This window comes from Paenibacillus sanguinis 2301083 = DSM 16941 (genome assembly GCF_000374825.1).
Classification (GTDB): Bacteria; Bacillota; Bacilli; order Paenibacillales; family Paenibacillaceae; genus Fontibacillus; species Fontibacillus sanguinis.
On sequence record NZ_KB895382.1, the window covers coordinates 95081 to 119531 of the forward strand.

General features: G+C 51.8%; 22 protein-coding genes. 16 read left to right on the top strand and 6 right to left on the bottom strand.

The features are described from left to right. Window positions 1-138: 138 nt before the first annotated feature. Entirely contained in the window at window positions 139-948 is an 810-nt protein-coding gene (locus C557_RS0112620) for a histidinol-phosphatase (protein ID WP_018752234.1), read from the bottom strand. A 62-nt stretch (window positions 949-1010) separates the two neighbouring features. Continuing rightward, window positions 1011-1913, bottom strand: a complete 903-nt coding sequence (locus tag C557_RS0112625) for a LysR family transcriptional regulator (RefSeq protein WP_018752235.1) — start codon at window positions 1911-1913, stop codon at window positions 1011-1013. A 277-nt stretch (window positions 1914-2190) separates the two neighbouring features. On the opposite strand from C557_RS0112625, the gene C557_RS0112630 reads away from it, so the two are divergent. The 8 genes from C557_RS0112630 (at window position 2191) to C557_RS0112665 (ending at window position 12233) form a co-directional block, all read left to right on the top strand. Further along, window positions 2191-2649, top strand: coding sequence for a chemotaxis protein CheX (locus C557_RS0112630; RefSeq protein ID WP_018752236.1), 459 nt, complete (start codon window positions 2191-2193; stop codon window positions 2647-2649). A 79-nt stretch (window positions 2650-2728) separates the two neighbouring features. Then, complete coding sequence (locus C557_RS0112635; RefSeq protein WP_018752237.1) at window positions 2729-3505, top strand: SDR family NAD(P)-dependent oxidoreductase; 777 nt, start codon at window positions 2729-2731, stop codon at window positions 3503-3505. A gap of 443 nt (window positions 3506-3948) precedes the next feature. Next, window positions 3949-4527, top strand: a complete 579-nt coding sequence (locus C557_RS0112640; protein ID WP_026263452.1) for a TetR/AcrR family transcriptional regulator — start codon at window positions 3949-3951, stop codon at window positions 4525-4527. Window positions 4528-4709: 182 nt separating this feature from the next. Then, on the top strand, window positions 4710-6644 hold the full coding sequence (gene baiCD / locus C557_RS0112645) for a bile acid Fe-S flavoenzyme BaiCD (protein ID WP_018752239.1): 1935 nt from the start codon (window positions 4710-4712) through the stop codon (window positions 6642-6644). A gap of 59 nt (window positions 6645-6703) precedes the next feature. Further along, window positions 6704-8608, top strand: coding sequence for an NAD(P)/FAD-dependent oxidoreductase (locus C557_RS0112650; protein ID WP_240472965.1), 1905 nt, complete (start codon window positions 6704-6706; stop codon window positions 8606-8608). Window positions 8609-8834: 226 nt separating this feature from the next. Beyond that, window positions 8835-10232: a DEAD/DEAH box helicase gene (locus C557_RS0112655; RefSeq protein ID WP_018752241.1), complete on the top strand. Its 1398-nt coding sequence runs from the start codon at window positions 8835-8837 to the stop codon at window positions 10230-10232. Window positions 10233-10269: 37 nt separating this feature from the next. Further along, a complete protein-coding gene (locus C557_RS0112660) occupies window positions 10270-11016 on the top strand; it encodes an ABC transporter ATP-binding protein (RefSeq protein ID WP_018752242.1) in 747 nt (248 codons plus the stop codon). Between the two features lie 2 nt (window positions 11017-11018). Further along, window positions 11019-12233, top strand: coding sequence for an ABC transporter permease (locus tag C557_RS0112665; RefSeq protein WP_026263453.1), 1215 nt, complete (start codon window positions 11019-11021; stop codon window positions 12231-12233). Between the two features lie 113 nt (window positions 12234-12346). Here the strand turns inward: C557_RS0112665 and C557_RS25460 are convergent, their stop codons facing one another. Both C557_RS25460 and C557_RS0112670 read right to left on the bottom strand, forming a co-directional pair. After that, window positions 12347-12463: a hypothetical protein gene (locus C557_RS25460; protein ID WP_018752244.1), complete on the bottom strand. Its 117-nt coding sequence runs from the start codon at window positions 12461-12463 to the stop codon at window positions 12347-12349. A gap of 118 nt (window positions 12464-12581) precedes the next feature. Then, window positions 12582-13880, bottom strand: a complete 1299-nt coding sequence (locus C557_RS0112670; protein WP_018752245.1) for an aminotransferase class I/II-fold pyridoxal phosphate-dependent enzyme — start codon at window positions 13878-13880, stop codon at window positions 12582-12584. A 287-nt stretch (window positions 13881-14167) separates the two neighbouring features. Here C557_RS0112670 and C557_RS0112675 point away from each other — a divergent pair, with 287 nt between their 5' ends. Together C557_RS0112675 and C557_RS0112680 are read left to right on the top strand one after the other, a co-directional pair. Further along, window positions 14168-14953: a helix-turn-helix domain-containing protein gene (locus tag C557_RS0112675; protein WP_018752246.1), complete on the top strand. Its 786-nt coding sequence runs from the start codon at window positions 14168-14170 to the stop codon at window positions 14951-14953. A gap of 116 nt (window positions 14954-15069) precedes the next feature. Further along, window positions 15070-15966 carry a hypothetical protein gene (locus C557_RS0112680; protein ID WP_018752247.1) on the top strand — a complete coding sequence of 299 codons (897 nt, stop codon included), beginning with the start codon at window positions 15070-15072 and terminating at the stop codon, window positions 15964-15966. 65 nt (window positions 15967-16031) lie between these two features. Here the strand turns inward: C557_RS0112680 and asd are convergent, their stop codons facing one another. Continuing rightward, window positions 16032-16853: an archaetidylserine decarboxylase gene (gene asd / locus C557_RS0112685; protein WP_018752248.1), complete on the bottom strand. Its 822-nt coding sequence runs from the start codon at window positions 16851-16853 to the stop codon at window positions 16032-16034. 82 nt (window positions 16854-16935) lie between these two features. Next, window positions 16936-18072: a YheC/YheD family endospore coat-associated protein gene (locus C557_RS0112690; protein ID WP_018752249.1), complete on the bottom strand. Its 1137-nt coding sequence runs from the start codon at window positions 18070-18072 to the stop codon at window positions 16936-16938. A 226-nt stretch (window positions 18073-18298) separates the two neighbouring features. On the opposite strand from C557_RS0112690, the gene C557_RS0112695 reads away from it, so the two are divergent. From C557_RS0112695 to C557_RS0112720, 6 genes are all read left to right on the top strand, one after another. Beyond that, entirely contained in the window at window positions 18299-19126 is an 828-nt protein-coding gene (locus C557_RS0112695; RefSeq protein ID WP_018752250.1) for a glycosyltransferase family 2 protein, read from the top strand. Window positions 19127-19221: 95 nt separating this feature from the next. After that, window positions 19222-20283, top strand: coding sequence for a glycosyltransferase family 2 protein (locus tag C557_RS23515; protein ID WP_240472962.1), 1062 nt, complete (start codon window positions 19222-19224; stop codon window positions 20281-20283). Next, window positions 20283-21029, top strand: a complete 747-nt coding sequence (locus tag C557_RS0112705; protein WP_018752252.1) for a glycosyltransferase family 2 protein — start codon at window positions 20283-20285, stop codon at window positions 21027-21029. The genes C557_RS23515 and C557_RS0112705 overlap by 1 nt, the downstream gene beginning before the upstream one ends. A 25-nt stretch (window positions 21030-21054) precedes the next feature. Further along, window positions 21055-21786 carry a sugar phosphate nucleotidyltransferase gene (locus C557_RS0112710; protein WP_018752253.1) on the top strand — a complete coding sequence of 244 codons (732 nt, stop codon included), beginning with the start codon at window positions 21055-21057 and terminating at the stop codon, window positions 21784-21786. Between the two features lie 39 nt (window positions 21787-21825). Next, window positions 21826-23007 (top strand): GT-D fold domain-containing protein, encoded by a 1182-nt coding sequence (locus tag C557_RS23520; protein ID WP_018752254.1) that lies wholly within the window; start codon window positions 21826-21828, stop codon window positions 23005-23007. A 17-nt stretch (window positions 23008-23024) separates the two neighbouring features. Further along, window positions 23025-24323 (top strand): glycosyltransferase family 2 protein, encoded by a 1299-nt coding sequence (locus C557_RS0112720; protein WP_018752255.1) that lies wholly within the window; start codon window positions 23025-23027, stop codon window positions 24321-24323. Window positions 24324-24451 lie beyond the last annotated feature (128 nt).

Consider the following 24451-nt stretch of genomic DNA (forward strand, 5'->3'; position numbering starts at 1 on the left):
TTTTGTTACATAAATGAAATATAGCTGTGATCAAACCCTAATAGAAAGAGGGTACACTTATTACATGACCCCCTTTTGAATATATATTTTCTCTTAGAACCCGGTGCATGACGGCACGGGTTCTCTTTTTTTGTCATTTTACAAAGGCACAATAACCTTCTGCTGTTGCTTGAAATACACCCACTCCCGAAAGCCAATCTCCTTCAAGCGCCGGGCCACGTCCTCCCGCTCGTCACCTACCCGGGCAGGAATATGAGCATCAGAGCCAAAGGTCACTTCTACACCGAAATGCAGGGCCCGCTCCAGTATGGCATCGCTTGGGTACCAGCCGCCGCTTCGTTTCGTTTTCCCGGATGTATTAATCTCAATGGCTGCTCCACTTGCCGCAATGACCTGAAGGGTCCGGTCGATGGCAGATTCAGCCGGAATCTCGGTGAATTCTGGATAGTTGCCCTTCATAGCATCAATATGTCCAAGTATTTGAAACATGCCGCTGCGCGCAGATTGCGCGATTAATTCATAGTAGGCTTCCTTGGCAGCTATTTTTTCGGCATGGCTCAATCCTTTCCAGCGGTTCTCGTTGAAGATGCTGACTCCACCTACGCTGTGCACCGAGCCGATGATGTAGTCGAAGGGATATTGATCCAATGTTGTTCTGTATATTTCCGCATGCTCGGGAAAAAAGTCGGATTCGATGCCGAGCAGAACGTCAATCTTGCCTTCATATTCCTTCTTGAGCTTCAGCACCTCATCCACATATCCGGCGAAGGCCTGCTTGCCCATGGAGATTCGTGGGAAGGGACGGTCTTCGGGACTGCCGAAGTAAGGGGTATGATCACTGATCCCGATGACTGACAGACCGGCGGATATGGCCGCTTCGACGTAATCGCGAATGTTGCCGTCGGCATGACCACAACGGAAATGGTGGGTATGGAGATCAAATTTCATAGGAAGAACTCCTTTCTGCTTGTAATAGGATGGTTGAATCGGATTTACGGTTTTCTTTGATATTATTCCGAGCTGATGAAGTTGGTTTCGGGCATGCCCTTGAGGTCACCTAAAAATTGCTGCATCGCCGAGTTGATATACCGGCTGGACTTGTATATGACCCCTACGGGATGGGTCACTTCGAACTCAGGGATGGGCACAATCTTCAAGGAGCCTTGCCGGAGTTCACGGAGAATCGATTGATGCGAGATCAGCGCGGCACCCAGGTTGATTTCGACCATCCGTTTCACCTCTTCACTGCTGGAGAGCTCCATGACGATATGCGGCTCCATGTCATGCTGCTTGAACACTTCGTCCATAAACCGGCGTCCAACCGTATCAGGAGATAGCATAATCATGGGGACGTCGCGTAGTGATTCCAGCGTAGGCGTGGTTTGATTGGCTAGTGGATGAAGCGGCGAGACGACCAGATCGAAGGTATCGTAATACAGAACCGAGGATAGCACCTGAGGGTTGTTCTCGATCAAATAACCGATGCCGATGTCCACGAGTCCTTGCTCCACGTTTTGGTAGATCAAGCAGGAGGGCATGGATTGAATCGTCGTCTTGATAAGAGGAAATTGATCCTGAAAATAAGACAAAATCCGCGGTAAAATTTGAATGGCGATCGATGTGGTGGTGCCCAGAACGATATGTCCCTGCGGGGTATGTTCCATATCCGACAGCTTGAGCTTGAGCTCCTCTACAATGTCTAGCATACGTTCGGCCTGCTCCAGAAATACTTGTCCGCGATCGGTTAACGTTACCGGTTGGTTCCGATCGACCAGCACCGTCCTGAACTCGTCCTCCAGACTTTTGATTTGAGCCGAGACGGCAGGCTGGGTCAGGTTTAATAGTTCCCCGGCCTTACGGAAACTTTTCGTTTTGGAGATAGTAATCAACGTTTCCAACTGACTGATATTCACCAGATTGCCTCCCTTTCTTTCCCGCTCCGCTGTGTCTTAGCGAACCTTCAGCGGCTTTTGTGCAATTTTATTAATTATAGGTGATTTTCCTTAATTAAATCAATGACGCAACCGTTTCCGGGTCTTTGGATAGATATGAGCGCATTAGTTAGCTTGAATTTCAAATTTCGATTTTTAATGACTTATTAGTAGGAATAAAGTATAATGAGTTTTAGCCAAAAGATGGGTCTTTAGTATGTATCAAGTTATTCTCCTAGTGAAAAGGGGCGCATAAATTTTGAAAGCAGAAGTAATTAATCCCTTTCTTGAATCGGCGCGTTCGGTCATTGAGCAAGTTGTTCAAATATCCCCATCCACCGGGAGCATGGGTGTGAAGGACGTGATTCCTGTACAGGATCATATCTGGATCCAGATCGGCATGACCGGCCACTTTAGCGGCATGGTTGTGTTTGGATTGCAAGAAGCCGTAGCACTCCGCATAGTTTCCGCCATGATGGGCGGATTTGTAATCACGGAAATGGATGAGATGGGTCAAAGTGCGATTTCCGAGCTGGGCAACATGATCAGCGGGAATGCCAGCACGATTTTGTCCAATCAGGGATTTGCCGTAGACATCACCCCTCCGCAAATAGTCAAATCTGAATCTGCTACGCAGATGCCACCACGCAAAGCATTATGTATTCCGTTACTGATGGATGGAATTGGCGAACTGGACATTCAAGTGATGATTTCTTAAGATAGACTTCATAAAGACTTGAACCGCTTTGCGATCAAAAGAGGACTTTTTGAGCTACCTCTGAAGGGAAGTTAGGGATATGTCATTGCAGGACAAAGTTGTGGTTGTCACCGGGGCTTCCAGTGGAATCGGCGCGATGGCGGCTCAGATGCTGTCTGAGCGCGGGGCTATTGTTGTTTTGGCAGCTCGTTCGCTGGACAAGCTGGAGCAGGTGGCACTCAACCTAAAGAGTCCTTACCGTCTGGTGAAGATGGATGTCGGGAACGATGCCTCCGTTGAGTCCGGTTTTAAGGACATCTTTGCCAAGTTTGGGCGGGTGGACTGTCTGTTGAATAATGCCGGCTATGGCAAGTTCGAGTATCTGGATCGGATGCCAACTTCGGAATTTGCCGAGATGATGAACGTGAATTATGTGGGCATGGTTCGGTGCACACAGGCCGTGCTTCCTGCAATGAAATCTGTACGTTCCGGGCGAATCGTGAACGTAGCCTCCATCGCTGGCAAGATCGGGACCGCGAAGTCTACGGCCTATACGGCTACCAAGCATGCAGTGATCGGATTCAGCAGCGCTTTGCGTCAGGAGGTTCGGGAATACGGCATCACCGTTTCGACCATTAATCCCGGCCCGATCGATACGGAATTCTTCAAAATTGCTGACCCGGGCGGAGGTTACGTCCAGAATGTGCGCTGGATGATGCTGAAGCCGGAGCGTGTAGCCCGGGCGATGGTCCAGGCTGTGGAGAAGGGGACGCTTGAGATTAATTTGCCCTGGATTGCTGGAGTAGGAACCAAGTGGTATCATATGTTTCCCCGTCTGGCGGATCGGTTAACTTATAAGATGATGAATAAGAAATAGCCTGTGGACAAACAGGAATATTTTGTGAAATAGATAATGGCTCAATCTAAAAATCAGTGCTTGCCAACATGGATGTATAGAGCGGAGGGTCGTAGGGATTCTGGAGAAACTTAAAGCTTTCTGAAAGAAAGCTACATCGAAAGCCTACGCTTGTTCGCCTTTGCGAGTGGATTTCAACCTTATAAGAATTTATTGAATCAGGAAAATCCATGAACAATAGCGATCGGAAGAACCCTACGAACCCGCAGCACCTCATCGTCCACATTACAAGCACTGATTTCGGTTTTTAGCCTAGATAATTAATCAAGATATTTTAATAAGGCGATTGCTTTTCTGCTTATAACAGAAGGGCGATCGCTTGTTTTTTGGCAGTTGCTTATGAAATTTTGCGCCCGTTTGGTAGAATGAAGTTACCAATGAATCGCGTGCGAGAGAGGTGCCCTATGAGAGATTTAAAAAATATAGAAGAGCGAATAATAGACAGAGCGTTATACCTGATGGGCAAGAAGAAGAGCTGTGATATTTCGGTCAGAGCCATCGCCAAGGAAGCGGGAGTTAATGTTAGCGCTATTAATTACTATTTCCGGAGTAAAGAAGAGATGTTAAGGCTGGTCAAAGAATTTTATATTGAGAACACGCTGGCAGTTCTTTCTATTTTGCGAAGAGAAGAGAGCGCGGAAGATAAACTATTGCTTGCTGCGAATGAAATTATGGAATATTCGCTGCGCTTTCCCGGTAACAAAGTGATACGTTTGCATTCCCGCTATATTGTTGACCATGATGAGGTTTCTAGCCGGGTTATTGCCTTGACCGATGAACTCGGAGTCAGACTGAAGCATGTATTTCGGCAGGTCGTCAAGTCGACGGAGCCTTCCCTTCAATATAAATACTTTATGTTTATCTCCTCCATCAATTATCCGACAGATTACGAGGAGATTGTAGAATTCGACGGTTCAATTCTTGTTGAACCCGAGCATCGAATGGACTATCTTCGGCTACTGCTAAGAACTCTGCAAACGTAATAGTCGCGAATTATTCAAACATTTTGTTTTAATCATATTGTTTAATATTTGCGCTTCCGATATATTTAAAGTTGCAGGTAGGTCTGCACTCTTTTTCTTATTAGGAACTTTGTGATTTTTTTAACAATGCATGTGAATGTATGTGAGTTTTTTCACGTAAACTACGGAAAGGAAGAATGCTAATGAAGTACAATACGCTTTTTAGCCCTGTCCGGGTCAAAGGGCTGGAACTGAAGAACAGAATCTTGTTCCCTGCAATGGGAACGAAGATGCCGTCCGAAGATGGTCAAGTCTCGCAGCAACTGATCGATTATCATGTTGCCAGGGCGCGGGGAGGCTGCGGCCTTAATTTCACGGAGGTTTGCTCTGTTTACAGCAAGGCGGCTCCTCGCAATTTCTTGGCTATTACCAATGATCGCTATATTCCTGGCTTGAAGCGCTTGACGGATGCAATCCATGAGGCTGGCGGCAAGGCGGGCATTCAGTTATGGCTGGGCGGATTTGCTGTATCCAGTGACCCTGAACAGATGATCATTATCCCGAGTTCTGTACCTGTCGGCAATGACGTGACGATACCTGGTGCTGACAGGGAAACCTTACGCGAAGCAGCCTTGGCATTTGGAGAGGGTGCAAGGCGTGCGGTGGAGGCAGGGTTTGATGCCATCGAATTTCATGCTGGTCATAACTATACGCCACATTCATTTCTTAGTCCATATTTTAACCATAGAACAGATGAATATGGTGGAAGCTTGCCGAATAGAGCTCGATTCCTATTGGAATGTATCGCAGCTATTCGCAGCAATATTCCGGATGAAATGCCGCTGTTTATGCGGATTGATGCCCATGATGATTATTTGGAAGGCGGCTTGACCATTGAAGAGGTCATTGAATTTTGTAAAATGGCGGAGAAGGCTGGTGTGGATGCGCTCGATGTGTCTCGTGGCAATTTCTCAACGGCTGCCATTAAATACGAGGTTCCGCCGATTGACTTGCCTAAGGGCTTTAACGTTGAAAATGCCGCGAGGATTCGGCGAGAGACCGGTATATTCACAGTAGCGGTAGGACGAATTAATGATCCGGGCCAGGCAGAGGATATTCTCGCAGCAGACATGGTCGATATGGTTGTCATGGGACGCGCTCAACTGGCTGATCCGGAATTTTGCAACAAAGCTCAAGAAGGAAGACCAGAAGATATTGTTTATTGTATTGCCTGCAACCAGGGATGCTATGATGGCTTCGTATCCAAGGAAGTACCGTTTATCACTTGCTTGAGAAATCCGGCGCTCGGAAGGGAAGCCGAGTATCAGCTTGCAGCTACCACATTGGCAAAGAGGGTAGTTGTGGCTGGAGGCGGCATTGCAGGGCTGGAGGCAGCTATCGTCCTGAAGCAGAGAGGGCATACGCCGATTGTATGCGAGGCTTCGGGAACACTTGGGGGCCAATTTGCGCTTGCCGGAGAAGCGCCGCGCAAGGAAGAAATGAAAGACGCAGCCCTTTTACGAGGGCAGCAGGCAATCAGGATGGGGATAGAGGTACGTTTGAACACCCCGGTTACACCGGAATTGTTGGACGACCTGAAGCCGGATGAGCTTGTCATCGCAGTTGGCTCCGCACCTATGGCATTGAAAATCCCTGGCGGTGATATGCCCTTTGTATATAATTCTCATGATGTTCTGGCAGGTAAGGTTCAGGTTTCGGGCAAAGTCGCGGTCATTGGTGGTGGTCTGGTTGGTCTGGAAGTTGCGGAGTATGTGCACGGCATGGCAACAGGTATCACTGTGGTAGAGATGCTGGACAAAGTTGCCAAGGATCTGGGTGAACTACGTGCAATTTGCGTAATGGAAAGCCTTAAGGAGGCCGGGGTAGAACTGGTAACGAGTGCCAAATGCCTGGAAATCAAGAAAGGAGCTATCGTAATCGAGCAGGATAGCGCTACAACCGAAATTCCTTGCGATACCGTTGTGGTGGCTATTGGAGCGCGGTCGAGGGACTATGGCCCAATTCAAAAATATTGTGAGGAGCACGGTATTCCTTGGCATGCAATTGGAGACGCTGTACGGGCTCGCAGAGCGTTGAACGCAGTGGCGGAAGCTCACGAGACTGCCAGAGCAATCTAGCGGATTTCTTATTTTTACGTTGTTAGCTAACTAAAGGAAGGGGAATTCTCGTGTTAACAATGCAGCCCATCAAAATAGGCAACTTGAGTTTAAAGAACAGATTCGTGATGGCGGCTATGGGCCCGGAACTGGGGAACTTCGACGATCGGACGGTGGATTATTACTTGCGGAGGGCGCAAGGTGGAGCCTCCATGATTCTAATCAACGTCATTGCCACAGAGGCCATTGAGGGACATGGTCCTTCAGCTACATTGACGGCTGACAGCTTTGACGGCTTTAAGCGTCTGGTTGATGAAGCACACAAGTATGATTGCAAGATCTGTATTCAAATTATGCCCGGGGCAGGTCTGGGGATGAAGGCGAAGGGCAGGGAGAAACCAGCCAGCGCCTCGTCAATGCCATTGTATCCGGGATCAGAGTTGTCCTATGAGGCATTAACCAAAGATGAAATCAGCTTTATTCAGGGTGAGGTGTGCAAGACGGTAAGGCTGGCACATCAAGCGGGCGCTGACGCTGTAGAGCTTCATGCTTACGGCGGTTATCTGACTGATAAATTCATGACACCGCGTTGGAATAATCGTGAAGATGAATATGGTGGCAGCTTTGAGAACCGAATGCGGTTTTTAAATGAGCTTATTGAGGGGATCCAGCAAGAAGCAGGCTCTTCATTTCCGCTTATTGTAAAGTTTACGCCATGTCATTTCATGCCTGCGGAGCTGGGGTACCGTGAGATGGCGGAAGGGATCCAAATTGCCCGTATGCTGGAGCAAAAAGGCGTTCATGCCTTGCATATTGATGCGGGTTGCCATGACAACTGGTATATGGCGATGCCGCCGATTTATCAACAAGAGGCAGTTCCCCAATTGTTGGCAGCCAGAACCATTAAAGAGAAAACATCGCTCCCTATCATCACTAATGGAAGACTTGGAGATATTGGAAAGGCTGAATCCGCGATTAAAGAAGGATACACCGATATTGTTGGGGTTGCTAGAGCGTTCTTGGCTGACCCTGATTTCCCCAATAAAGTGTTGGAGCATCGCACGGATGAAATTCGCTCCTGTATTTATTGTAATGAAGGTTGTATTAAAAGTGTGGTTGAGGGCCAGAGCATCCGATGTGCAGTCAACCCTTATGCTGGCTTTGAGAGCATAAAGAAGCTGGAGCCTGTGCAGCAAGGGCAAAAGGTGCTCGTCATTGGTGCCGGACCGGGAGGATGTCAGGCTGCGCTAAGTGCCGCCGAAGCTGGGCATGATGTGGAAATATGGGAAAGAACAGATAAAATCGGAGGGAATTTTCATAATGCTTGTCTACCCGCTTTCAAGCGGGATGGGGAGAAATTATTACAGTATTACAAGGTAGCACTGAAAAATTATAAAGTTAGAGTGAAATATGGCAAAGAGGCAACAGCCCATGAAGTGCTGGCATACAACCCCGATCTTGTCATTCATGCGACAGGTGCTTCACCTTTGAAGCCGCGATCCATCCCTGGGATAGACAAGCCGCATGTTGCTGCGGCTACGGATGTTCTGCAAAATCATGTATACATTGGAGATCATATCGTCATCATTGGAGCGGGACTGGTTGGTTGTGAAACGGCTCTTGTATTGGCCCATGCAGGCAAGAAGGTTACTCTTGTAGAAATGGCTGAAAAGGTGCTGCCTGAACCGGTATTTATCCAGAATGCCATGATGCTTGAGCAAATGTTGCAGCATCCGGGTATTACCGTTCGCACCTCTTGCCGGCTGGCATCCATTGAAGATCGTTCTGTCGTGCTACAGCATGCTGAGGGGGAAGAATCTCTTCTATGCGATAATGTAGTTTTAGCTATGGGCTTCCGGCCTAATAAAGCGTTGTTTGAGGAATTAGAGGATCAATTGCGAATTGTAAATGTGGGAGACAGTGTACAGGTGCGTAAAGTGCTGGATGCTGTTCATGAAGCCCATGATGCTATTGCCATGTTATAGCTGAATATTGACATTATTTAGAAGGCCAGTTGCCGATAATAGCAACTGGCTTTTGTGTTTAGCGTGCCCGGTATAGGCGTCACCTCTAGTGCGAAAGTTCTGAACGGGGGAACGCCCTCACTCGATAATTTTCCTTGAGGATTTGGAGTGTTTGCCGCTTATCGCATATAATGAAAATAATAGTATATGATGACATGTACTTTTCAAAAACAAAGGATGGAATTCAATGACAATAACAACATTTGCCGATCTGGGTATCGTAGAGGCGCTGACGGCAAAATTGAAGGAACATGGAATTACGGAGCCGTCTCCTGTACAAGCACAAGGAATTCCAGCAGCGTTGGCGGGCCGGGATGTTTTGGCCCAATCGCAAACGGGGACAGGGAAGACTCTGGCTTATTTACTGCCTTTGCTTCAAGCCATTTCGCCTACAGAGAAAACATTGCAAGGGCTGATTCTGGCTCCAACCCAGGAGCTTGCCATGCAAATTCAGCGGGAAGCGGAGAAATACGGAGAAGCGCTTGGCATTCGCTCCCAGGCACTTATCGGCGGAGCTGCGATCAAACGGCAATTGGAGAAGCTGAAGCTGCACCCGCAGCTTGTGATAGGCACACCGGGTCGTATCCGGGAAATTCTTGCTCTGCGAAAGCTGAAGCTGCATACTTTGCGCACCGTTGTAGTGGACGAGGTAGACCAGATGTTCCAACTGGGCGGTACAGCCGACGTTGAGCATATCCTGCGAGGAACACTGAGGGAGCGGCAGCTCCTGTTCCTGTCGGCAACGATTAACGGAGAAATCCGTGCTTTGGCGGCCAAGGAAATGAAGGAGCCGTTGGAGATCGGCATCGAGCCGGAGCAACGGACATCCAAAACCTTGGAGCATGTGTATTTTGTTTGCGAAGCAAGAGACAAGATTGACATGTTGCGCCGAATCGTGAGGCACTTTAACCCGGAGCGCACAATGGTATTCATTAATCATACCGATCAGATTGCCGAGGTTGAAGCAAAGATGAATTATGTTGGCCTGGATGCGGGTGCCTTATATGGAGATGCGGACAAGACGGCGCGCAGCTTGACGCTGAAGCGGTTCCGGGAGGGTAAAATTCGTGTGCTTGTAGCCAGCGATGTAGCTGCCCGTGGACTGGATATTGAAGATTTGGCACTTGTCGTCAATCTGGACCCTCCAATCGATGCCGAGCATTACGTGCATCGTTCTGGCCGTACGGGCCGAATGGGGCGGAAGGGCCTGTCCGTATCGATTATTGCGCCACAGGAAGAATTTATTATGCGCAAATTCGCGCGGGAGCTGGATATTGAAATTGAGCTTAAGCAATTGTATGGCGGGAAGCTGGCAAGGCCTGAGGATCGCCCTGTAGGCAATGCTCCATCGCGTCAGGAGATCCGTGAAAGAGCGAATCAAGGTGGGGAACAGGGTGCTTTAGGCAAAAAAGGGGAATCCCCTCTGACCAAACGCTCGGGCAACTCGGCCCCAGGCGAGAGGAAGTCAGGAGCGGGGCGGCAGGCCACAGCACCAGGTGCGGCACGCAAGAAGGAGCGGTTACAGGACCGGAAGAACAAGGGTGCGCCTAAATGGCTGAAGAACAAGCCGTCACAGGATCAATAGGTAGCGTTAACGCTATTAACGGTAGGAGGAGTTAGGATTGAGTGAATCGCCAGTATTGCGGGTTGACGAATTAAGCGGCGGGTATAGCGTGGGGCGTCCCGTGCTTCACGATGTGACTTTTCAAGTACAGCGAGGGGAGATGGTTGGACTCATCGGGCTGAACGGAGCCGGCAAGAGCACGACCATGAAGCATATCCTGGGGCTGATGACCCCCCACCGGGGTGATATTCAGATATCAGGGCAGACGAGGAAGAATCAGCCTGAGCAATATCAATCCTCGCTGGCTTTCGTTCCCGAGTCGCCACTGCTCTATGAGGAGCTCACCGTCAGGGAGCATCTGGAATTTGCCGCAAGGGCCTATAATGTAGAGCCTAAGGCATACCGCGAGCGATCGGAGCGGCTGCTCAAGCTATTTCATATGGAGGAAAAGGTTGACAGCCTGTCCATGCATCTGTCCAAGGGGATGAAGCAGAAGGTGATGATTATGTGCGCTTTTGTGGCTCGTCCGCCATTGTACGTCATCGATGAGCCCTTCCTCGGACTGGACCCGCTCGGCATCCGTTCGCTGCTGGACTTTATGCAGGAAATGAAGCAAAATGGCTCGTCCATCCTGCTTAGTTCCCATATCTTGTCTACCATTGAGCATTATTGCGATCAATTTATCGTGCTGCACCGGGGCAAGGTGCTGGCCCAGGGAACGCTGGCTGAGCTTGGGGAACAAATACATACGCCGGGTGCCGGGCTGGAGCAGATCTTCTATGACCTTGTGAAGGACGGCGAATAGCTATGGAACTTCGCGCGTTGCATCGACGGCGGAGGGCGCTATTCTGGAGCAAGGTGCTCCCGTATTTGCCCTATGTGCTGCAAAGCGGGGTAGCGGTGCTTCTGCTAATTATTAGCATTGTTTTTGCTGCCTGGTATACGTCATTCCTGCGGGATTTGCCACCTGATCTGCCCATTCGCTGGATTATGCTGTTTCTGTTGGGACCACTAACCGTTCATGCCGGTTTCCGTACTTATCTGCAGCCGGCCGACATTCTGTTCCTGTTGCCCCAGGAAAGTAAAATGAACTCTTACTTAACACCGGCATTTCGCAGCGGCTTGATCTATAAGGTGCCGGGATTGGTCATTGCATTGCTGTTGATCTGGCCATTATATCAGCGGAGCGAAGGGGTGCTCCACCCCTTGTGGCTGATGCTGCTTGTCCTGGTGCTGCTCAAGGCACTGAGCACCTATGGCGCTTGGCAGGAGCTGCGTATAGCGTCATCGCGGGCCCGCACGGGATATCGATTGCTGCGCTGGTGCTTCATTCTGCTGCTTGTAGCCATCTGGGTTTGGCAGCCAGCCTGGAAGAGCGCTTTGTTTATGCTGCTGCTCAGCCTGAATTACGTGCTGCTCTTGCGGTTCCCGTTAAAACACACAGTGCCGTGGGATCACCTCATCGCCCTGGAACGCTCGGGAGCAGCCCGCACCATGCTGGTGCTGGGCTGGTTCGTTGAGGTTCCCGCTGACGGGCAAAAAGTGATTCGCCGCCGCTACTTATCTGCGGTTGGTAATCGGCTGCCCTGGAATTCTGCCGAAGCTTACCGATACTTATTAATCAAGACCTTTACCCGCAGTGAGTTGCTGGGAATCGTCGTGCGACTGACCTTGCTGGGTATGGTACTGACGGGCTGGAACGATCAATCCTGGCTTGGTGCTGCGCTCTATCTGCTGTTTGTGTTCCTGATTGGCACGCAGCTTGCTTCATTGCGGCAAACTCATCAGGATTCACCGGCTGCTTCCTATTACCCGCTGCCCGCAGGGGCACGCAAGGCTGCCGTATTGCGCCTGGCAACCAGCTTGCTGCTGGGCATTGCCGTTCTACTATGGCTGCCTATGCTTGCGCTACCGGGTGGTGATCCGGCGTTAACCTGGGGATCGCTGGCAGGGGGACTTCTTCTGGCCTGGGGCATGCGATCGACATGGGCACGCAAATGGCGGGAAGAGGACGAAGAGTAGGGATACCGGACATCTAGGATTGAGCTTATGAACCAACGCCACAGTTGAAAATGTAAATGGAAACGGACCGCTTCCCGAAGGAAGCGGTCCGTTCTTGTTAGCCGTAGGAAATTTTATAACAGGATGGTGCGACTAATGATGACCAATAAAATAAAGAGAACGAGAATGGCTCCTGTGCTTGTGTACAGGCCACCACCGTATCCACCTCTTACTTCCTCTACACCGCTCATGTTTCTTCCCCTTTCATACACCCTCTCAGGTGTCATATATGTTGTACACCCTATTGTATGAATCCGAGGGGAGCCGTGATTGGGCCATGGTATAGAGCAGAGAGGAGTGCCAGCCTATTTATTGATTCTGCAAATCGTGCACACCTCGGTAAATCAGTTCGAATAGTTCTTCCAGATGCTCTTCAGCGATACAAGAGAACGCAATTCGCAGATCACTTTCGCCAAGCGCAATCGTGCCTACTCCATATTGATGAATCAAGTGCAGCCGAAGTGCTTCAGCCTGAACCGTCTTAAGCTTGAGACACATAAAATACCCCGAATTAAACGGATAATACTCCCATGCCTCATCGTATCTGCCACTATCCAGCAGAGACTTGACCTTATTGGCCCGGCGCTTCATCACCTGGAACTTCTCCTCTTTCTGAGCGTAGAATTCAGGTGACTTTAATGCTTGCAATACAAAGGTCTGCGAAGGGTGCGGGCCGCTTGATATGGTCGAGCGTATGATACCCAATGTTTTCTGCTCCAGGGCTGCGAGTACATCTTTATGATGATCGGAAAAGGTGATGAACCCGACGCGAAATCCCCAAGCGTATTCCTCTTTGGTAGCGCCGTCTACCTTAATGGGCAAGAGACGAGGATGCAGGCCGCTCAGCTTGCCAAACAAGGATTCCTGCAAGGAGTCCTCGAAGAACAGTCCGAAGTAGGCGTCATCCGTGACAGCTACGACATTGATTCCGGCTTCAGCAGCTTCAAGCAGCGCGGAGATAATCTCTTCGCCTTCCTTCGGACCCGGTGTGTAGCCCGTCGGATTGTTGGGGAAATTGAGCAGGACGATCGCTTTGCCCTTATCCTTCTGAGCCAGCAAGACGTCCCGCAAACCAGCACTGTTAAAGGTCATCTGCTCGGTAAATAGCGGAAAATGAACAAGCTCGGCATGGCGGCGGACCCCAAAGGTCAATTCATAATTTTCCCAGTTCTTATCCGGATAAATAACAGCGTCCCCTTCATCAGCGAACAAGTCGGCCACGATGCTCAGGCCATGAGTCAGGGCATTGGTCACGATAGGGTTGCCGAAGCTCTTGTCAGACAACGAAGGGTTGTCCTGCAGCATCTTGTCGCGCCAGACCGAGCGCAATTCCGGCTTGCCTGCCGGCGGGGCATACGGATACAAATCCTGTGGCTTATAGGCAGACAGCGTGTCTTGGATGACCGCAAGATGCATCGGGCCGCCCTGTTCGGTAGCGATGCCGATCGTCGCATTATATTTCTTGGCATGGGCCGAAGCTTCGCTGGATTGGCTCAAGATGCCTTCCTTCGGGAAATAAATCTCTTTGCCCAGCGTGGACAGCATGTCGTACACATGATGATTGCCGGATTTGATACTCTCGTTTAACTGCTCCGCAAGTGGGGTCATCACATTTCATCCTTCCGATCGGTTTTGATATTTTAAGGAGGTAACGTTTTAAAGCTGCCTAACATTATATCATCTCGACCCTCAGGCGTCACGGTCAATTCACGGGCACTGATCTATTTGTCTGTGATGGGCAGGACAATATCTGATTCCATCTCTGGAAGAAAGAAAGCTGCTGGAGGGCATCCGCCGGATGAAAACGGCCTGGAATGATATCCAAGCAGGGCGATATCGGGGTATAATATAAACAACTTAACAAGCGGTCAGCACTTTTTACGGGAGGGAAGGACATGCTACACATTTCACCATCCTCATTTGAATTAAAGCCAGCGTTCGCCAAAATTGTGTGTGAGCCCGGATGGAAATGGCATAAGCGAGAGAAGCCGTTACAGAACTATGATTTGTTCTATGTATGGAGCGGGGAAGGGACGGTTGTGCTTAATGATCAGGCCATCCCAGTGAGCAAAGGCAGTTGCTTCCTGTTCAGGAAGGGAGATTACACTACAGCCACCCATAATCCTCAACGTCCGCTTGTACTGACATACATCCATTTCGATGTTCATGAGCCGGTAAGCGAGGTGCCGGGTTCTTACCGTGTACTGGAGGAGACACTTGATTTTGAATATATGCTCGCCCGCTATGTACGTCTGTTCCTGATCAAGGCGTATGCGGCGGAAGAAGAGGCCCGCTTGATTCTCAAGCAATTGCTGATTTATTTGCTGCGGGAAGAACGGGAAGTGCCCACCGAGCGGAAGGTCAGCAATCAATTGCATGAGGTGATCCATGAGGTAGCGAACTACGTGCTGCAGCATCCGGGTCTTCCGCATAAAGTGCAGGATCTGGCAGCCCGGGCGGGATTGTCGCCGCGTTATTTCTCGATCAAATTCAAGGAGATTATCGGGATGTCGGTTCAAGCCTATATTATCAAGTCACGTATCGATCGGGCCCAGCATCTCTTGCTCCATGCGGGAATGAATGTGACCGAGGTTGCGGATGCGCTGGGCTATCGCGACATTTTCTTTTTTAGCCGTCAATTTAAGCAGTACACCGGGAAAAGTCCCTCCGAAATCCGATAAGCGGCTCGTTCATTGCGACTTAAGTCCAGGACCCTTGCTGGCCTCCCGACCGTGGCGACACGAGATGAGTTGGATATAATGTTGCTTAGGTAAGGCAAGAACAGGGGGACGGAAGAATGAGGAGCAAGTTTGGACAAATCGCTTGGCTTACAGCGGCTGGACTATTGCTGGCTTTGACTGCGGGTTGTAGCAGCGAGCAGGATGCCTTTTCGGAAAAGATAGGAGATATGGCCTTGAATACGGTAGACAAGGTGCAGGATTCGCTGGAGCTTACTGTCGATAATTGGGCGGAAAATATGACATCTAAGCAAGTGACACATGAGCTTAGTCATACAACGGACATCGGCAAAGCTGATAAGCTGATTATTGACAATCAGGTGGGCAGCGTAGAAGTGGTGCAGGGTACAACGGACCAACTGTCAGTGGGCGCGGTGATTACGGTGCAGCAAGGCCGAATTAGCCAGAAGCAGCAGGAGGAACTGTTTGAAGCCAGCACGGTATCGGTGACAACCAAGAAGGGGATAACCGAGGTTCGCGTACACGCGAAGGACGATGCAGGCCAGAGCTTGTGGTCTTGGGCCAATAAGACATTAAAGACCTCTGAATTTACAATCGATTATATCGTGCAGGTTCCGGCTAGCGTGCAAGAGTTTGATATTGGTGTCGCCGTAGGCAACATCAAGGTAGCCGGGGTGACGGGGAAATATCGCTTGGAGGGTGATGTGGGCTCCATTAGTGTGCAGGATGGCGGTATTGTCGGCAAGTCCACGATTGCGACCGAAACAGGCAGCGTGAATTTGTCTCTTGCTTCTCTTGAACCGGACAGTACCCTTCATGTCAATGCTGATGTAGGCAGCATCACCGCCAGTGTGGCCGATTCCATTGGCTATACTCTGGAGACAGCTACCGAACTTGGCCAGATTACCGGAGCGCCGGAGGGAACCAGCGAACAGAACGGCGGCGGGCCACGGGTATCGCTGACGACTTCTCTGGGCAGCATCAAGGTAGAATAAATTAAAGCAGCAACCGGATATGAACCTTCTCCAGGAGAGGGATTATATCCGGTTGCTGCATTTGCTTATTGGTTTGTTGGTTCAGAAAGCCCTGATGAAGCAGGTGCGGCAAAATGGCCTAGCGCTTCACCCATGCATACTTTGCGCCCCACTGCAAGTTCGGATAACGGGGTAAAGGAGGCATTCTGGGTGAGCAGCACCACAGTTGATCCAAATTCGAAGTAGGCAAGATCATCACCTTGCTTCCAGCCTTTGGCGGCTTCGTCGGTATATTTGATACTGCTGACATTCATCGCTCCAACCTTGACGAGCGCCAACTCGCCACAGGCATGAGAAATGTAGGTAATCAGCCGTTCATTGCGAGACAATACAGTCCTCATATGACGCATGCTAAAATCATTAACCGGATAGACCCGACCTTTGATATGATCGCTCTCCAGCTTTATGCCCGTCACGGGCGCATGAATTCGGTGATAGTCGGTTGGGCTTAAATACAGGACAAAGGCATACCCGTGCTTGTAAGCCTCCACCCGGGGAGAGTGATTCAAGAGTTCAGCCAGGGAATAGTCTTGGCCCTTGACATTCAGCAGGGTTCCGTCCTGGATGACCCCCATAAACGTAACAAGAGCATCTACCGGACTAATGAGCACCCCCGGTTCCTCATGGAGCGGGCGCATGCCTGGCTTTAATCGGCGGGTAAAAAATTCATTCAGGGTCCGGTAATCCCCGATTTCCTTCTCCGCTTCATGCAGAGGGATGCCATACGATTTTGCGAAGAAAGGGATTATGAACCGGCTGCCACCCGAATGCGAGAAACGGCCCATCAGCTTGGAAATCCATTTGCGGGAGGACAATTCCGTCATCCATTTCATCCATGTCGCCGCCAAAATGCATCCTCCTCGTCCAAATGTTGCTTTCCGCTTATATTGACACAAATCAGGATTGAAATCAATAAATGGCTGCTTGCCGTCAGGTTATTTTAGCGCTTCCCTTTCCGCAAGATGTCAATACACCCCTGGCAGGATGGTCGAGAAGATAACGTGCAAAGGCCATCGGTTGCCGATACGTATCCTTCCAAATCCCTTCCATCCCCGCCTTGCGGAAGCCGTAGCGTTGATCGCGTCCATTGCATTCAATAAAATAAGGCCGTCCTTCCTGTGTCAGGCCGATATCGAGGCCCACATCGGCGAGTAGAGGCAGACGGTCGGACAAATAGCGGCAGATGGTGAGGGCCAGGGCCTCCACGTGACCGAGTACCGCCGGAACAAGCGGAGCTGGCAGTGTTTGGGCCAGCACATTCTCGGCTGGCAAGGCTTCGCCTCCTTTGGCAATATTGCAGACAAAGCCTCCCTTGGGGGCTACCTTGACGAAACTTCCGGTGACACCCCAATCCCCGGAAATTCCCCGCTGTACCGTAACGCGCAAGTCTACTGGTCGTCCTTCATATTCCACCAATGGAATACGTTCCTGTATCAGGTATGGTACACGCCCAAGTCTTCTTTTGGCCCATCCTGGCAATTCCCCTTTTCTTAGTCTAACAGTGATCCAGTCCCGGGAACTCCCCTTGGAGGGATAGGTTAAGGACCAGCCTGAGTCCTCCCGACATTGCAAACGCATGATGCCATGACCTACCGAGCCGCGAATCGGCTTCAGGATCAGGTCAGGGCAGCGGGACATCATCGTAGATAAAGTCTTGGAGGTTAAGGGCATGGCCGCAGGAAGGTAATGGCGCAAATGCGGAGCGCTCCAGAGCAGCCGGTGGATGGTATCCTTGCCATACCGGTTATTCACGTTAAATACGGTGATACCCGCAGCCATCAGCTTACGAATCTTCTGCACTGCTTCGGCTTTGGGATATAGCGCACGATTATGAATAACTTGCGGCAATGGCAACTCCTGTTTGCTGTAATCAATTCCATTATATACATAGGCTATACAGCCTTCATCTGATAAATCGATATCGGCAAGACGCAGGTAGCAGGGCGTCAGCCCGTACTCCCGTGCAGCTTCTTCATATAATGAGAGCGATTCCTGACCGGTTCGGCATGTGGGAATCCCCCGATACATTCCCGTATTGAGCAATATTCCGACGTAAGTCTGACTCAAGAGACTTCCTCCTTCCTTGCTTCTTCCTCCAATCTATGATTGCCCGGGTAAAAAGCGTGGACGACTGTTCCGCGTCAGCCGCCTGTTTTACAGACGATTGTCTTGGCCCTTTCTGCACATTATTCCTCTGCCTGAAGACGGTTGTACGTTTGCCGTTGCAACACCTCCCTCAGCACATACACTGTGGTATATGCTCCGGTATATCACGATTTGGGAGGAAAGCGATGTGGTCAAAACACGCAAGCTGCACAGCCGGACGCCCCGTAAGCCACTCCGGCGAAAGTCTCCGCTTCCGCGTTTGGTCAATCACGATAACCCTGTAGTCTCCATTATCATCCCCGCGATGAATGAACGGGCCACGCTGGGACGGGTGCTGCACGAAGCTGGTAAGGTGCATCCTCGCAGTGAAACGATTGTGGTGGCGAACGGCTCCACGGACGGCACGCCTGAATTGGCGGAGAAATGCGGCGCCCGCCTGATTCGTGTACCGGATCCGCTGGGACATGATGTGGGCAGGCGAGTAGGTGCGGAAGCCGCCGCTGGCCAGGTCCTGTTGTTCATGGATGCGGACATGGTGATACCAGCTAAAGAGCTAAGACCCTTCGTACAAGCGGTATTGTCAGGGATCGATGTAGCCCTGAATGGCTACTCCGGACCGATACGCCGGCGAGAGGTTCACCCGGTCGTATTGGCCAAATATGTACTTAATGGTTTGCTGTTGCGCGCTGATTTGAAGGGGGCCTCGTTGACGGCGGTCCCGCATGCTTTAAGCCGCAAGGCGTTGGAATGGATACGGCCGGAGGCGCTGGAGGTCCCCCCGCTGGCCTTGACCAAGGCCATCCTGCTGGACCTGAAGGTACAGATTGTCCACACGGTAGAAGTTGGTCGTTTGAATCCGGTGCGAGCCAGGCAAGAGGAGCGAGGCAAGCGCGTTGATCCGTTGACCCGGCTTGTAGCCGGTGACCATCTGGAGGCGGTCGAATGGCTGATCAGGCAGCAGGGAGCACGCGGCGGATATAGCGATCTGGGCCGACAGCGCGACCGGGTGAGGTGAGATATATGAGGATAAAGTCAACCACAAATCGTCAAAGGCATAAGAAGCGTTCCAGGAAGCGTCCAGCCCATCTGCGGCCAAGAGCAGCGGGACGTATGTCCAGCAGAATACGGGGAGACTGGAGCAAGCTGCCTGCCCGGAGGAAGACCATGCGTTCAACAGCCGGGAATCAGCGAGCGACCCGCCTGGTGCTGAAAGCCGGGGAAGCTGGCGTCCTTGCAGGAAAAGCTGATCAGGAGAACCGCGGAGGCGAAGAGCTTTCTTTCCAGATGCAACAAGGATTTCGGGAGTGGTATGCCCGGCACGTTCCGGCTGCTCTACCCATAAAGATGCTCTTGCCCGTAGCCTTGGCTTATCGCCGGGGTTATGCTTCGGCTTGCGGCGCAGAGGACTTATGGATTCCCCTGCCTTTGCAGGGTACAGTGTCAGCCATTGTGACTGCCAGTAATGAAGAGAAAACCTTGCCCGCCGTATTGACGGAGCTGCGCAAGCTGCCTTTGCAGGAAATCATTATCGTACTGAATGGCTGTGAAGACAGAAGCTTTGACGTTGTAGGTCAGGACTCGCGAATGACGAGGATTAGCTTCCCGCAGCGACTGGGTCATGATGTAGGGCGCGCTGTCGGGGCATCGGTCTCATCGGGGGATATTCTGTTGTTCACCGATGGCGATATTTGCGTCGCGGCGGAGGAACTGGCCGCTTTTATCCTGTCGGTTGACCAGGGCGAGGACTTGGTGCTCAATGATCTGACCCCCTATCTTCCGGCGTTTGCAGGTCAAGATGAGGTGACGCGCTGCAAAATGTTCCTGAACCATGCACTCGGACGTCCGGATTTGCGGGCCAATTCACTGACAGCAGTGCCGCATGCGATGTCCCGACGGGCCGTACAAACGGTGGGTACCGCCGCACTGCTCGTGCCACCCAAGGCGCAAGCAATCGCGCTTGCCCGCGGCCTTGCCGCAAGCGCGCCAATCTCCGTCGACGTCATCCGCAGCAATCGGGTCCGCACCGGTAACAGCGGAACGGGCAATGCCGTAGCGCAGATGATTATCGGGGACCATGTGGAGGCGCTGGGTGAAGTGATGAAGACGGACGGCATACGTCTAAGCTTTGCTACGCTTCCGCGCAGCGAGCTGGCGAAAGTGAGGAACGCTTGATGAATGAAGCCGGATTGACCAGTATCATTATTCCTACGTATAACGGACTTCATCTGCTCTCTCCTTGCGTTGAGGCCATTCGTCGCCATACCAAGGCTCCTTATGAAATTATCGTGGTGGATAACGGCTCTGATGACGAGACGGTCTCGTATTGTTTGCGAGAGCAGCTTATTTTGGCCGCTTTGCCACGTAACGAAGGCTTTCCCATCGCTGTGAACCGGGGGCTGTCGATCGCTTCGGGCGATCAGTTGCTCTTGCTGAACAATGATGTGACCGTCTCGCCGCACTGGTTATCCAATATGCTGCGAGCGCTAAAGAGCGCGCCCGATATCGGAATGGTAGGCCCGGTCACCAATTATGCCAGCGGGCGGCAGCAGGTGGATGTTCCATGGACGGAAGGCGAGGCTTTCATTCAGGTTGCAGAGCGCTACAATCGCTCCGATGCTTCCCGCTGGCAGGAGGTTCAGCGTTTGATCGGGATGTGTCTGCTTATGAAGCGGGAAGTGCTGGCACAGGTGGGACTGCTGGATGAAGCTTTTTCACCGGGGCATTACGAAGACGATGATTACTGCTACCGGGTACGTCAGGCGGGATATCGCTTGCTCATCTGCGGGGATACTCTTGTGCATCACGCTGGAAGCGCCAGCTTCAAGGCGCAGCATCCTGAGGGGTGGAGTGGATTGATTGAGCGGAACCGGCAGCGTTTTATGGATAAATGGGGCTTAGACCCCTGGCAGTTTATATAGCATTTATTAACTGGGGGGAGAGTTCATGAAAGGTGTGATTTTGGCGGGAGGCACCGGTACGCGTCTATACCCGCTGACCCGATTGATCAATAAACATCTGCTTCCCGTCGGGAGCTATCCGATGGTGTGCTACGGCATAGAACGGCTGCGTCAAGCTGGAATTACCGATATTCTGATCGTTATCGGCAAGCAGTCTGCCGGGCTTTATGCCGATTTTCTTGGCAGCGGCGGCAATTTTGGCGTTAACCTCACCTATCGGATACAGGATTCGCCAGGCGGCATCGCGGAGGCGCTTGAGCTGGCATCCGGCTTCATCCCGTCCGGCGAACGGTTTGTGGTTCTGCTGGGCGATAATCTGTTCCTGGATGATCTGACACCTTTTGTAGAGAAATTCAGACAGCAGCCGCCAGGGAGTGCCCGGGTGCTGCTTAAGCCTGTAGATGATCCACGTCGCTACGGGGTTCCTGTATTTGATGCCGACAATCCAGACTTGATTGCATACATTGAAGAGAAGCCCAAAAAGCCGAAATCGCAGTTTTCAGTGACAGGCATCTATATGTATGATGACGCTGTATTTGAATTCATTCGGGGCATTAGTCGCTCGGATCGCGGGGAATTGGAAATTACGGATGTGAATAATCGTTACGCCAAAGCAGGCAAGTTGGAATATGATGTGCTGCAGCTATGGTGGGGGGATGCCGGTACGCTGGAGTCGTTGCGAGAGGCCGGGGTTTATATGAAGGGCGTACTCCCGTGACTGCTTGAGACTTGACTTGATGAAGAAAGGAGGGCGGCCATGACGATGCGTAGTTCATCGGGTAAAGCCATCCGCAAGGCACGGCGCCAACCAGGAGGGAAAGGGGCGGCGTCGGCATCCCGTCGAACTCTGAACAGCATTCGCAGCAAGGCAGCCAGCAGGAGGGGCGGGGGGAGAATGCTCCCCCGCCGCTTGCGTTCCCGGCGGGCGGCCAATCGCCGAAAGCGGGATTTGCGGCGGAGCATACGTATGTCGTCAGGCACGGCTGCTGCGCCAGCAGTGCCCTTGCCGATACTGCCCCCGGTGGAGGATGCGGCGTTGCTTCCGGCGACAGACGACCGCTCTCCTGCTTCACCCGAGAATACAGAGGCACTGGAGTTGATTCGTGCCGAAGCCTACGCTCATGGATACCGGGAGGGTTTGTTCGAAGGCGGGGAAGCCAAGCTGGGCCGCTTGATTCCCCACCATACTATGTTGCCTGAAATCACCGTGGATGAGGTTATTGCCCTAGGGTTTCGTTCTGTTGCCGAAGCGCTGCACCCGCTGCTCTCCGCACCCGCTGTATTTCAAGCAGCCGTCATCGCGCTTCAGGAGGGACGACCGCTGTCGGTCGTTCGCTTGGGCGACGGCGAGTTGCTCACGCTGGCGCATGGGACAGTGATCCCCACGGAGGAAGCCATTCGTTGGGGAAGCTTCTTGCCTTATGCAGGCGTGCAATTGCCGGATGCTGGAGCACGGGAAGCGTTGGCGCAGGCGGTTCGCCTGGCAGACATCGTAGGTGTACCGCAGTCCCGGCATCCCTCGTATCAAGGCTTGCTGTTCCCCGTACTGCGTCATTATGGTATGGATTACCACGCGATGCAGCTCGCTACCTCAACGGTCAATTACGAGTTGAATGCCGGAGGGTACCTGGCACGGCTGTTGGAAGGACGGCGTGTGCTGCTGATCGGCAATCAATCGCCAGAGCTGGCGGGTTTGTTAAGCCGACAGGGAATAGTCATCACGGGCTGGGTGGCTCCGGTTCAGGGCGTCGCTGATGTCGAGCATGTTCTGGCAAAAGCCCGCGAGCAGCCCGATTTCGAGTTGGCTTTGGTAGCGGCAGGTATAGCGGCGGTAATGATATGCACACGCTTGGCGGCAGAGCAAGGCAAGCTGGCGCTGGACCTGGGCCATTTAGCCGACAAGCTGATCCGTGGAGAGATGCTTCTAACACGATTGTGAGGGAAGGAGATGAAAGGGTGAAGCAGGAGCAAGGCAAATATGCAAGCGGCTATGCAGCAGGGTATGCCCAAGGGATGGAGGAAGGTATTCGTTCCTTTGGCTCCGGTCTGGATGGCACCAGCATCATTATTCCGACATATAATCGTAGGGATCTGCTGCTCCAGTGTCTGGACAGCATTGAGGCGCATACTCATTTGCCCTATGAAATCATTGTCGTCGACAACGGCTCTGAGGATGGGACGGCGGATGCGATCAGACGTCGCCGCAGACCGGTCCGGATGACGGTGCATGAGCAGAACCTGGGATTTGCCCGGGCGATCAACACAGGTTTAATGATGGCCAAGGGCCGATACATTGTTCTGTTGAACAACGACGTACTGGTGACGGAACGCTGGCTCGATCAATTGCTGTATTGCCTGAGTCAGCGTCCGGATGCTGCGGCGGTGGGGCCGGTTACGAATTATATTAGCGGCGATCAGCAAATTGCCGTACCGTATGGGGAAGATATCGCCGCAATGCAGGCTTATGCTGCTGCACATAACGTTACTGATCCGGCTAAATGGCGGGAAACGGAACGATTGATTGGTTTCTGTCTGGCGTTTCCGCGCAGCACCTTTGAGCAAATCGGATACTTCGACGAGGGCTATGCCATCGGCAACTACGAGGATGATGATTGGGTGGCTCGGCTGCGGCTGCAAGGGAAGAAGCAAATCATCGCCGGAGATGCCTTCATTCATCACTATGGAAGCATGACGATGAAGGGGCTTGGGGAGCAGGGATTTGCCGAGATCAATGCGAGGAATCATGATTTTTTTGCCGAGAAATGGGGCGATTTGCAGTCCTTGTATTTGCGTATGCCAGGATGGCGCTCATCAGGTGTGCTTCGGTCTGCTGATTTTTTCCCGAGCAGCGTATGTGTCAAGGGGTGGAATTCTACGGTGTATTGGCTGGAGCATGGTGTGCGCTATCCCCTGGAGGGAAATGGACTGGAAGCGGCAGGCTCCCCGCCGACAAGGCTATCTGTAACGGACCTGCAGCATCTTCCTCGCGGAGACGGGCGTTTGCTGCATGATGTGTTAGCCCATAGAGCAAGTCTGGCAGCACAGCCAGGACGGGAAGGAAGCGTTACTCGCGCCGGAGACGGGCGCTTGTATCAACTTGATCGGGGGCAGCGTCGGGAGGTTGTATCCGATTATGCCTGCCGGGCATGGGGCCTTTCGGTGTCAGGAGAAGTCGCGGGAACGCAGTGGTTGGAGCAGTACCCGGAGGGGCTGCCAGTCCTCCCTCCTCCCAGGTTGTTAAACGATGATTTATAGAGGTAGCACTTTAAGTGCGAGTTCAAAAAGTCGGGATAGCAGGACCAAGACATATGCTTCCGATGTGCGTTTTTCCAAAACGCTTCAGGTTGGATGAAGTCAGGGACGTAAGTAGCGGAGGTACACGT